At 29.5% G+C, this 10,725-nt stretch carries 12 protein-coding genes; 6 read left to right on the top strand and 6 right to left on the bottom strand.

Annotation, left to right across the window (positions count from 1 at the left end; genetic code table 11):
• Positions 1–79 precede the first annotated feature (79 nt).
• The 4 genes from L992_RS12245 to L992_RS12230 all read right to left on the bottom strand — a co-directional run bounded on the left by L992_RS12245 (position 80) and on the right by L992_RS12230 (position 3,371).
• A complete protein-coding gene (locus L992_RS12245; RefSeq protein WP_047396575.1) occupies positions 80–1,288 on the bottom strand; it encodes a dicarboxylate/amino acid:cation symporter in 1,209 nt (402 codons plus the stop codon).
• A 102-nt stretch (positions 1,289–1,390) separates the two neighbouring features.
• A complete protein-coding gene (locus L992_RS12240; RefSeq protein ID WP_052191682.1) occupies positions 1,391–1,984 on the bottom strand; it encodes an amino acid ABC transporter ATP-binding protein in 594 nt (197 codons plus the stop codon).
• A complete protein-coding gene (locus tag L992_RS12235) occupies positions 1,984–2,610 on the bottom strand; it encodes an amino acid ABC transporter permease (protein WP_047396574.1) in 627 nt (208 codons plus the stop codon). The genes L992_RS12240 and L992_RS12235 overlap by 1 nt, the downstream gene beginning before the upstream one ends.
• A complete protein-coding gene (locus tag L992_RS12230; protein ID WP_047396572.1) occupies positions 2,610–3,371 on the bottom strand; it encodes an amino acid ABC transporter substrate-binding protein in 762 nt (253 codons plus the stop codon). The genes L992_RS12235 and L992_RS12230 overlap by 1 nt, the downstream gene beginning before the upstream one ends.
• A gap of 379 nt (positions 3,372–3,750) precedes the next feature.
• Here L992_RS12230 and L992_RS12225 point away from each other — a divergent pair, with 379 nt between their 5' ends.
• Positions 3,751–3,996: a glycine zipper 2TM domain-containing protein gene (locus L992_RS12225; protein ID WP_052191681.1), complete on the top strand. Its 246-nt coding sequence runs from the start codon at positions 3,751–3,753 to the stop codon at positions 3,994–3,996.
• Between the two features lie 18 nt (positions 3,997–4,014).
• The gene (locus L992_RS12220) at positions 4,015–4,461 is read left to right on the top strand and encodes a hypothetical protein (protein WP_047396570.1); all 447 of its coding nucleotides are present in this window, start codon (positions 4,015–4,017) and stop codon (positions 4,459–4,461) included.
• A gap of 64 nt (positions 4,462–4,525) precedes the next feature.
• Here the strand turns inward: L992_RS12220 and L992_RS12215 are convergent, their stop codons facing one another.
• Both L992_RS12215 and L992_RS12210 read right to left on the bottom strand, forming a co-directional pair.
• Positions 4,526–4,882, bottom strand: a complete 357-nt coding sequence (locus tag L992_RS12215; RefSeq protein WP_052193998.1) for a PTS lactose/cellobiose transporter subunit IIA — start codon at positions 4,880–4,882, stop codon at positions 4,526–4,528.
• A 16-nt stretch (positions 4,883–4,898) separates the two neighbouring features.
• Entirely contained in the window at positions 4,899–5,204 is a 306-nt protein-coding gene (locus L992_RS12210; protein ID WP_047396569.1) for a PTS sugar transporter subunit IIB, read from the bottom strand.
• 267 nt (positions 5,205–5,471) lie between these two features.
• On the opposite strand from L992_RS12210, the gene L992_RS13390 reads away from it, so the two are divergent.
• From L992_RS13390 to L992_RS12190, 4 genes are read left to right on the top strand one after another with little or no spacing between them, the layout of a single operon-like run.
• Positions 5,472–7,121, top strand: coding sequence for a family 16 glycosylhydrolase (locus L992_RS13390; RefSeq protein ID WP_081982928.1), 1,650 nt, complete (start codon positions 5,472–5,474; stop codon positions 7,119–7,121).
• Entirely contained in the window at positions 7,121–8,644 is a 1,524-nt protein-coding gene (locus tag L992_RS12200; RefSeq protein ID WP_047396567.1) for a carbohydrate porin, read from the top strand. The genes L992_RS13390 and L992_RS12200 overlap by 1 nt, the downstream gene beginning before the upstream one ends.
• Before the next feature lie 59 nt (positions 8,645–8,703).
• On the top strand, positions 8,704–9,696 hold the full coding sequence (locus L992_RS12195; protein ID WP_047396565.1) for a LacI family DNA-binding transcriptional regulator: 993 nt from the start codon (positions 8,704–8,706) through the stop codon (positions 9,694–9,696).
• A 54-nt stretch (positions 9,697–9,750) separates the two neighbouring features.
• Complete coding sequence (locus tag L992_RS12190) at positions 9,751–10,653, top strand: ROK family protein (protein ID WP_047396564.1); 903 nt, start codon at positions 9,751–9,753, stop codon at positions 10,651–10,653.
• The last annotated feature ends 72 nt before the right edge of the window (positions 10,654–10,725 follow it).

Below are 10,725 nucleotides of genomic sequence, written 5' to 3'. Positions count from 1 at the left end.
TCATACTGATATTATACAACGTTATGAAGGGAAAAGAAAAGCAGCTCACGTCATTTTTGTGAGCTGCTATTTTTTAAGTTTAGCTATTTGATTTTTTCAAAATATTTTCCATAATAACAGCACATGAAGCATCTCCTAAAATGTTTGTAGATGTTCTCATCATATCCATAATTCTATCTATTCCAAAAACTAATGGAAGAGCAACAACAGGTATTCCAGCAGTGGCTAAAACAGCCACAACAAGTAGAGAGGGACCCGGAACTCCAGCAGTTCCAACTGCTCCAAGAACAGATGTTAAAACAATTCCAACATATTGAGCTGGTCCGAGCTCAATATTAAACATTTGAGCAAAGAACATAGCTAGAAGTCCATAAAGCATAGAGTTTCCATTCATATTAACAGTAGCCCCAAGAGGTAGAACAAATGAAGCCGTAGAGTTTTTAACTCCAAGTTGTTTACAACAATCTGTATTTACAGGTAGAGTAGCCATAGAAGAAGCAGTAGAGAAAGCTAAAATCTGGGCTGGTGTTGTTTTTTTAATGAACTCTATTGGAGATACTCCACCAAGTATTTTAACAAGCATAGGCAACATTACAAAATGTATAATACTCAGAGCTAGTGAGAACACTAAGAATAGTTTTGTGACAAGTAAGATAATCTCTATTCCGAACAAAGCTATTGAGTTAGCCATCAATCCAAAAACTCCTATGGGAGCAACTAAAAGAATTTTTTCCACCATTTTTATTAAAGTTTCATTTATTGTTTCTAAAATATCAATTATTGGTTTTTGTTTTTCGTCAGAAAGTTTAGATAAACATATTCCAAAGAAAAGAGAGAAGAATATAACTTGAAGAATATTTCCCTCAATCAATGATTTAAATGGGTTATCTGGAATCATACTTAAAATTGTACTCCAGAAACCAGGGCTTGAAGTTGAAGCTGCAAAAGTACCATCTTTTGCTAGCAGTGATGTTGGAACGACTATTCCAACTCCTGGATTAAATATATAACCAGCTCCTATTCCAATAACAACCGCAATACATGATGTGACAAGATAGTAACTTAAAGTTAAGAAACCGACTTTTCCTGCTGATTTTGTTTTTCCTAGAGATATAGCTCCAAGGATGATATTGAAAAATACTAATGGAACTATTAACATTGTAATTAGTTTTAAAAAAAGATCTCCTAAAGGTGCAAAGATGATTGCTTTTTCCTGTAAGAAAATTCCTGATACTATACCTAATACCATAGAAATGATTATTGTTGTACTACTACTAAGTTTTTTCATAAAATTTAATCTCCTATTTATATTATTCTTGTTAATTTTATCACAACAAATATAAAAAGTAAAATTTTATTTTCAACTTTCATGAAAAAACTTTTTCAAATATTAAAATTCAATTATTCTTGTTGAAACTTTTTTAACAAAATCCATTTCGTGACTGACAATAACCATTGTAATATCGCTACTATTTTTTAAATCTTCTATAACTTTAAGAACTTCACTTGTCATAAAAGGATCAAGAGCTGATGTAGGCTCATCAAAAAGTAAAACATCGGGCTCTTTAGCAAGTGCTCTAGCAATAGCGACTCTTTGTTGCTGTCCTCCAGAAAGATACTTAGGATACGAATCTTTTTTATCTTCTAACCCAACCTTCTGTAAAAGAGAGATAGCACGCTCTTTAGCGATGGTTTTATCTAGTTTATCAACTAAGACTAAAGGTTCTACTATATTTTGTAGAACAGTTTTATTTTGAAAAAGATTGAAGTTTTGAAAAACCATTCCCATTTTTTTTCTATTGCAGATAATCTCACCTGAATCAAACTCTTCGAGTCCGATTACGCATCTTAAAAAAGTTGATTTTCCTCTTCCAGAAGGACCAATAATAGAGATGATTTCACCTTTTTCAATCTCTAGATTTAAATTTTTAAAAACAACGCTATTTCCAAAATTTTTATTTAAATTTTTTACTTTAATACCCATTATACATTCACCTTTTTTTCAATATTTTTTAATATAAATATAATAACTGTCGAAAGAATTAGATAAATTCCAGCACAAAGGATAAAAGGCGTTATACTGAATTCTCTAGTTACAATCTCTTTCGAGTTTCTCAAAATCTCTGCCATACCGATAGCTGATATCAAAGATGTATCTTTAACAAGAGAGATAGCTTCGTTTGAAAGCGCGGGAATAGCTGTAACTAAACTTTGAGGAAGAATTACTTTGAACATTGTTTGCCAATAGTTATAACCTAAAACTTTAGTAGCTTCATACTGTCCCTTATCTATTCCGAGAATACTTCCTCTAAAAATTTCACATGTATAAGCTGAGTAGTTAATTATAAAAGTTAACAATGCAGCTGTAAATGGCTCCAGAGTTACTCCAACTACTGGTAGACCGTAGTAGACAAAGAAAAGTTGAAGTAAAAGAGGTGTTCCTCTAAAAATCCAAGTATATATTTGAATACTATTATTTAAGATTTTAGATTTAGAAACTCTTCCAAGTGATAGTAAAATACCAAAAGGTAGCGCAAAAATCAGTGTAAAAAAGTAAAGTTTTAATGTAAGGTTTAAACCTTTTAGTATATAGATTAAGTTATTTTCCATTATTTATCTCCAAACCATTTTGTATATATTGCTTTAAATGTTCCGTCAGCTCTCATATCATTTAAAGTTTTGTCAATTTCATTTTTCAAAGAGACATCCTCTTTTCTAAGTCCAACTCCCATTTTTTCTTTGGCTATTGGTTCACTTAAAACACTAAATCCATCTTTTTTAGCAATATAGTATCTTCCAACAACAGCATCCATAATTACGGCATCTGATCTCCCCGCTTCTAAATCTAAAAGAGACTCAACATTTGTAGAGTATTTTTTGATTTCGTTAACATCCTTTGAATATTTTGAAGCTTCAAAAGCGAAATATGATGTACTACCCATTTGAACTCCAATATTTTTAGATTTTAAATCATCTAAAGTTTTGATAGAGTCATTTTTTACGATAACGATTTGATCATCATCAAAGTATGGCTCAGAGAAAAGAATCTGCTTTTCTCTAGCAGGTGTTATTGTCATCCCATTCCAAACTAAATCGATTTTTTTACTTTTCAAATCAAAGACAATTCCATCCCATTCACTTGGTTTAAACGTAGCTTTAACTCCCATTCTTTTAGCTACTTCGTTAGCTAAATCGATATCAAAACCAATGATGTTTCCATTCTCATCTTTAAATCCCATAGGTGCGAAGGTATCATCAAGTCCAATGATAATCTCTCCTTTTTTCAAAATATTTTCTAAAGAGTTTTCTTTAGAAAAAGTCGTAGTAAAGATAGTAAGTGTTAAAAATAAAAGTTTAAATAGTTTTTTCATGATATTAACCTCCGTATAAATTTATAAAAACAAAAAAGCCACCTAGACGTATCTAGATGGCTTCAAGAAAATATGTTTACTTTCTTCGTTATACACACACCATAGATACAGACTCAAGTCAAAACAACAAGAGTCTGTATCTACGAAAATTCATAGTAACAAACTCTAATATCTATGATAATGTAATGTGTTTAAATTAACGAACAGTTGTGACATATTTTCCTCCTAAGTTTTTTTATTCATTAATCATAGTATTAAAAGATTAAAAAGTCAAGAATTTTTTTCTTAAGCAAATTAGAGTTAGTTTTTTAGAAGGAACTCTTCCTTCAATTCCGTAAAAGATTTTAAGCTTTATTATTTTTTATTAGAGGAGGTTTTTATGCTAAAAAGATTGGTTTTTCTTTCAGTTTTAATCTCTATTTTAGTTGGATGTTCTGCTTCTTATAATACACCTTATGTTCGAAGAAATGCAGTAGGTGGAGCAGCTGTTGGAGCTATTGCTGGACAGCTTATAGGTAGAGACACAACAAGTACATTGATAGGAGCGGGGATAGGTGCTTTAGCAGGATCGGCTATAGGTCATGAAAGACAAAAGAACTATTATAGAAGAAGATACAACTATTAAGATTCTAGGAGGACGTTTATGAAGAAAATATTTTTATTTTTATTCTCTCTAACACTATCTTTAAGTGCATTTGCAAGTGGAGATAACTATAATTTTCCAACATTAAAACAAAAGATGGAGAAAAATGGATATAAATTGGAATATGCAACAGAAAAAGTTGGGTTTAACTTTAAGAAAGCAAATGCTCATACAGAGGTTGTAGAGTATAAAAGTTATGGTGAACTGAATACTGCAATAGCTAATTCAATAAATCTTTTGGAAGAAAAAGGATTTGATTTAGTTCCAGCAGAGTGTGATTTTGGAAATGGAATCTTAGTATTTGCAAATCCTTCAATAAAAAATTATGCTTTTATTTTATCGGCAAATTATAAAAATAACATTATGCTAAATACAGGTGGGTCACCAAAAGATTTGGAGTTTTCGTTCAAAACTTTAGAAGAAACTTTAAAATCTACAAAAAAATAGTAAAAAAGGCTATCAAATTAAAAAATGATAGCCTTTTTATTGTTGTATGTGGAATAAAAATAGCTTATTTACTATTAATTAAATTTTCTAACTTACAAACTCTTTCAATAAGATTTATTTGATCTTCTAAAGAATCCAGAAATAAAGATGTTGTCATAATATGGTCTTCCATATGGACAAGTAAAAGACAAATGTCTACTCTTTCACCAGAAGCCTCTTTTTGAATGAAGTCAAAATGATATCCGTGAACCTCAATAAATTGTTTTTTTGCTAAAGAGAAAAGGTTTCGCGCTTCTTTAAAATCTCCTTCGTTAGCTTTAGCAAGAGCTTCTTTACCTAAAGATTTAGCAGTTCCTGCAACCGCTACTCCAGTCATAATTTTTTCTAAAGTTTCTTCAGAAATAAATTCTGTATTATTCATAAAAAATCCTCCTAAACTATTTAATTAAACTTAAAGCAAATTCTAGAACTTTTTTTCCATTCATAGTTCCGTAGTCTATCATATTAATTACTTCGACTTTCTTATCATATGCATCCGCTTTTTTTTGGAAATCATTTTTTTTGAATTTAACTTGAGGTCCTAATAAAAACACATCGTAATTTGGTAAATTTTCATCAAAAAGTTCTAGTGCAACGGCATTGATTTCGATACTTAATTTGTTTTCTTCAGCAGCTTTTTTCATTTTTGTAACTAATAAGCTTGTAGACATTCCAGCAGAACAACATAGTAATATTTTTTTCATGGATAAATCCTCCTAGCGATTTTGTTTTTAAAAAGATTTTTATGTTCTAAATATAATCGTCTTTTATCGAATAAATAATATGAATAAAAAACAAAAAAGTCAATATATTTTTTGTTTTTATTATTTTTTAAAAAAAAACATAATAAAAACGAGGGTTTGTGATTATAAAAAAATAAAATGGTTGACAAAAATACATTATTTGATAAAATTAATTTAGGAAATCGGTTTCGTAAAATAAAAAAATATTAAAACGGAGGAGAAGGGGTTATGAAAATAGGAAAGGTAACACTTGTTGTATCCATGCTTTTTTCACAAATGGTTTTTGGAGCAAACTTATTAAAAAATTCATCTTTTGAAAAACCATTATCATCAGTTGTTCCAAATAATATGGGGGTTGTAAATACAGAAAATTCATGGATTAAATATGAAAATTCTAGTGGAGAAGGGAGTGTAGAAATAGTAAATGGGGATTTGATAGCTATTTCTAAAAATACAAAAGCCCCAGCGTACGGATTACAAGTTATACAAGCTCCATTAAAATTAGAAGCTGGAGGAATATACAAATTAAAATTTAAAGCTGATACAGATAAAAAAACACAGCTTACAGTCAAAATAGGATCTGATGGGGAAAGAAGTTATTATGGATATTGGGAAAAAGAGATTGTAGTTTCTCCAAATCAAAAAGAATATGTATTTGATTTTGAAATGCTTGCAGAAGAGGATGAAAAAGCAAGATTTGAATTTTGGTTTACAAAAACGAATGAAAAGATAAAAATGAGCGAAGTAAGTTTAGAAAAAATAGGAACAATTGATTTAAATAGAATGATAAATTTAGCTAAATTTCAAGTTCAACATAAATATACAGTAACAGGAAAAGGAGAAAATATTTTAACAGCCAAGGATATAGACTTTATAAAAAAATTAAAATCAGAAAAAGAGTTTGTAAAAACTATGGTTTTAGAGGAGGATTCAGATTATTTAGTTAAAATAAGTGGAAATATTTCAGCTGACGAAAAATACCTTATTTCTATTGAAAATGGGAAAACATTTGAACTAAACAGAGATAATAAAGAATGTTTATTAAAAAATACAGGAGAATCAACAAATACAGGAAAAATAATTATAAAGAAAATTGGTAATAAACAAAATTTGAATGAAATTAGAATAGAAAAATATTTTGGAGATTTAATTTGGAATGAAGAGTTTGATTATGAAGGGCTTCCAAAAGACAGTGATTGGGGATATGATGTTGGCGGAAATGGCTGGGGAAATGCAGAGCTTCAGTATTATACGGAAAAAAATCCAGATAACGCTTATGTAGAGGATGGGAAATTAACGATAACAGCTTGGAACGAAGCTTATGAAAATAACGAATATACATCAGCAAGACTTGTAACAAGAGGAAAAAAAGATTTTTTATACGGAAGAATAGAAGTAAAAGCTAAATTACCTCAAGGTCTTGGAACTTGGCCAGCAATTTGGTTAATGCCTACCGATTCAGTATATGGAGATTGGCCAAAAAGTGGAGAAATTGACATAATGGAACATGTAGGATTTGATCAAAATAGAATACATGGAACTGTTCATACAGAAAAATATTATTGGAAAAATTCAAACCAAAAAAGTGGTCAAATAGAAGGAGAGAAAGTATCTGATGTTTTTCATACTTATTCATTAGAATGGACTCCAAAAGTGATAAAGGTTTATTTTGATAATATTTTATATTTCACTTACCAAAATGAAAATGCAGGAAAAGATGCTTGGCCATTTGATCAAAAGTTCTATTTAATTTTAAATATAGCAGTAGGAGGAGCTTGGGGAGGACAACAAGGAGTGGATTCAGAAGTATTCCCACAACAGTTTGAGATAGATTCGATAAAAGTATATGATTTAGGATTTAAGGGGGGTAAAAAATAATGAAAAAATTTGTATTGTTAAGTTTATTATGTACATTAGCACTTCAAGCTTCAGCTGAAGGAGAGAAATTAAGTTTAGATCAAAGGATTGAAAAGTTAGAACAAATTATTGAAAATCAAAATAAAGAATTGAATAAACAAAAATTAAATATAAAGAAAAATGAAAAAAAATTAAGTTTAAGTACTCAAGCAAAACCTAAAACTGAAGATGATCAACTTCAATTCCACGGATATCTTAGAACTGGTGCAGAAGGGAATATGAAAAATGGAAATAAAAATAGTTACAGTAAAAATAAAGAGTATGTTGGAAGATGGGGAAATGAGTACGACACAAACTTCAACATTAATTTATCTAAAAAATTCACTCAAAGTAATGGAGCTTGGACAAAACTAGCTGTTCAACTTGAAAGTTGGAGTGATAATTATGATAATAGCGTAGGAGATAGTAGTAAAATCGATCTTACTGAATTATATGTTGAGATGGGAAATGTTCCTATGTTTTCAGGAGCATTTAAAGACTCTACAATTATAGCGGGTAAGAAAAAATGGGATGATCAGCAGGTTGAAGTTTTAGATTATTATTATCAAGATGTTAATGGAACTGGACTAGGTATTGAAAAAATTAAACTGTGGGATGGAGATTTGAGTTTAAGTTACATTTCGAATGATTTTAAGGATGGAGAAGTAGCTGAAAGAGATAAAAGGGATAAAAAAATATCCGAGGATATTAGAGCTTATAAAGCTAAATACACTTATAAAGATATAGCTGGAGAGATTATGTATGCCCATGCGACTGATAATGCAGATATAAAGGAAGTAACAGATAATGATGATTATAAAAGTGCAACAGTAACAAAGAGAGAAGCAGCTGATGATGGTTTATATTTAGGACTTTATTATCAACCAAATAACTTCTTTGGTTTTGAGGGGAAAGGTCAACATTATTTACAATATTCAACAGGTTTATTGGCAGGAGAGGGAATTGGAAAAATTGATACTGATTTTAATAAAAGAGCAGCTGATGATGCGGTAACATATCAGTTAGGTTTAGGAGGAACAGTTAAGCTTGGAAAAAGAACTCATATGCTTGTAAGTTATAGAAGTCTTCGTGCTGAAAATATTGAAGCGAGAAAATACGATTCATATGCTTATAATTATCCAGGTGCTGATGGAACGGTTTATGATAGAACAGAGTTTCAAAATTCTTGGAGAGTAAATAAATTAGAATCAGATGCATTGGTTTTAAGACCTATCTACTATGTAAATCAGAATTTAGATTTATGGATAGAAGCTGGTATAGGGCGTAGAGATGCAGAAGCATATAACGGAAATACTGAAGATCATAAATTTTATAAAATTTCAGCAGGACCTCAATTAAAATATTATGTTGGAAGTGCAGAAACATCATTGAGATTATTTGTAACTTACATAGGAGATGAGACGAAAAAAACTGATAATAATGTTAAGTTGAGCTCAACAGTTGAAGATGTAATTACTGGTTTCCAAGTTTCTGCGTGGTGGTAAAAAACTTGACAAGATAAAAAAAAAGAGCTAACATCAATTGTATAAAGATAAAAAATGAGGTGAGTCTTATAAAAATTGATGATATAGCTAAACTAGCAGGATATTCAAAAGCTACTGTGTCTAAAGTAATAAATAATTATCCTGGAATCCCTGAATCAACTCGTCAAAAAATATTGAAGGTTATAAAAAAATATGAGTTTGAGCCGAATATTCAAGCTAGAAATTTAGCAGGGAAAAAAGAAAAAGTTATCGGAATATTTATATTTGATAAAGGTGGATTAGGAAGTTATTTTTTCCAATATATCATTGCACTAATAATAGAGAAAGCTGAAGAAAAAGATGTAAAAGTTTTAATTTCTCTTATAAAAACAGAGAAACAAAAAGTAAGAATAAAACAGTTAATAGATAATGGAACAGTTCAAGGTGCAATTGTAATAGGAGCGACTTTAAATGAACCTGAATTAGAAAATATAATTCAAGATGAGTATAAGCTAGTAATATTTGATTACAAAGCAGAAAGTAATTCAAAGAATGTATTTTTTATTAATTCAAATAATTATGAGGGTGGTAAATTAGCTGCTAAATATTTATTAGAAAAGAATTTAAAAACGATCTATCATTTTACAGGACAAGAAAATAAATTACCTAGTGTACAAAGAAAAGAAGGTTTTTTAGATGAAATTGATGGCAATGGTGTTATATGTAAAGTTTTAAAAGGTGAATTTCAACTTGATATAGCGAAGAATATATTTAATCAAATTATAAAAAATGGAGAAATTCCAGAAGGAATATTTTGTGCAAATGATGAGATGGCAATAGGGTGTCTAGAAGCTTTAGCGGATAATGGTATAAATTATAAAAATATTAAATTAATCGGATTTGATAACAACCAAATTTCAAGTTTATATAGACCAAGAATCACAACAATAGGTTGTAATCTAGATAAAATGGCAGAAAAAGCTGTAGAAGCAATTTTAGAGTTGATAGAAGGAGGCTCTATAAAGAAAAATGTATATAATGGAGAATTAAAATTATATGAAAGAGAAACTTAGTTTCTCTTTCATTTAAAGAAATTTAGGAAAGCGGTTTCCAAAAAAGGAGAAAAGATGTACTTAAGTTTTGATGTTGGTGGAACAAAAACAAAATATTCTTTAATTGATAAAAATGGTAAAATTTTAGAAAGTGGTAATTTTTTAACAGAAGACAATAAAAAAATTATATTTTCAAATATAGAAGAGATTGTCAAAGAATTTCAAAAAAAACGTTACTCAATAGAAGGATTGGCATTTAGTATGCCTGGAGTAATAGATGTAAAAAAAGGGTACATGATAACTGGAGGAGCACTACACGATTTATATAATTTTGCCTTTAAAGAGGAGTTAGAAAAATATCTTGGAATTCCTGTTGAATTAGAAAATGATGTAAATTGTGTAGCTCTAGCAGAAAAGTGGCTTGGGAATGCTAAAGAATGTCAAAATTTTATTTGTTTAACAGTAGGAACAGGAGTTGGAGGAGCTATATATATTGATGGAAAAATGGTAAGAGGCTCAAAATATGCTGCTGGTGAATTCGGCTTTATGATAACGGATAGAAGAGAAAATTATGAAGAAGCTAGTTTGAGTATGTCTGGAAGTGTAAGAGGAGGATTAATACAAGCCTATTCAAAAAGAAAAGGAGTTAATTGGAAGGAAATAACAGGAGAAAGAATATTTGAATTAGCTCAACTTGGAGATATAGTTGCTATAGAAATAATAGAAGAGTTTTATAATTCTTTAGCGTATTCTATTTATAACTTGGCTGTTAGCTTAAATCCTGAAAAAATACTTATAGGTGGAGAAATAACTAAAAGAGAAGATTTTATAGAAAAAATAGAAAAAAAAATCCAAATTATAAAAAAAGATGTATGTCCTTTAGAGATGCCAGAAATACAAAGATGTAAATTTTTAAATGATTCTGGCAAAATAGGAGCTGTATATAATTTTATTTTAAATACAACAGAAACAATATAAAGAATCTGTTAACTAAAGATGAAAAATAGGTCCAATTCCTTAAAAAGGGATAAAGATTTTCGATTTGAAATA

The sequence above is a fragment of the Cetobacterium sp. ZOR0034 genome (genome assembly GCF_000799075.1).
GTDB lineage: Bacteria > Fusobacteriota > Fusobacteriia > Fusobacteriales > Fusobacteriaceae > Cetobacterium_A.
Note: the sequence above shows the minus strand (reverse complement) of the source record. Positions and strands in the feature narration are given on the sequence as shown.

Coding starts and splice junctions, on each gene's coding strand:
- L992_RS12245 (WP_047396575.1), bottom strand. CDS start 1,288: ATGAAAAAACTTAGTAGTAGTACAACAATAATCATTTCTATGGTATTA.
- L992_RS12240 (WP_052191682.1), bottom strand. CDS start 1,984: ATGGGTATTAAAGTAAAAAATTTAAATAAAAATTTTGGAAATAGCGTT.
- L992_RS12235 (WP_047396574.1), bottom strand. CDS start 2,610: ATGGAAAATAACTTAATCTATATACTAAAAGGTTTAAACCTTACATTA.
- L992_RS12230 (WP_047396572.1), bottom strand. CDS start 3,371: ATGAAAAAACTATTTAAACTTTTATTTTTAACACTTACTATCTTTACT.
- L992_RS12225 (WP_052191681.1), top strand. CDS start 3,751: ATGCTAAAAAGATTGGTTTTTCTTTCAGTTTTAATCTCTATTTTAGTT.
- L992_RS12220 (WP_047396570.1), top strand. CDS start 4,015: ATGAAGAAAATATTTTTATTTTTATTCTCTCTAACACTATCTTTAAGT.
- L992_RS12215 (WP_052193998.1), bottom strand. CDS start 4,882: ATGAATAATACAGAATTTATTTCTGAAGAAACTTTAGAAAAAATTATG.
- L992_RS12210 (WP_047396569.1), bottom strand. CDS start 5,204: ATGAAAAAAATATTACTATGTTGTTCTGCTGGAATGTCTACAAGCTTA.
- L992_RS13390 (WP_081982928.1), top strand. CDS start 5,472: ATGAAAATAGGAAAGGTAACACTTGTTGTATCCATGCTTTTTTCACAA.
- L992_RS12200 (WP_047396567.1), top strand. CDS start 7,121: ATGAAAAAATTTGTATTGTTAAGTTTATTATGTACATTAGCACTTCAA.
- L992_RS12190 (WP_047396564.1), top strand. CDS start 9,751: ATGTACTTAAGTTTTGATGTTGGTGGAACAAAAACAAAATATTCTTTA.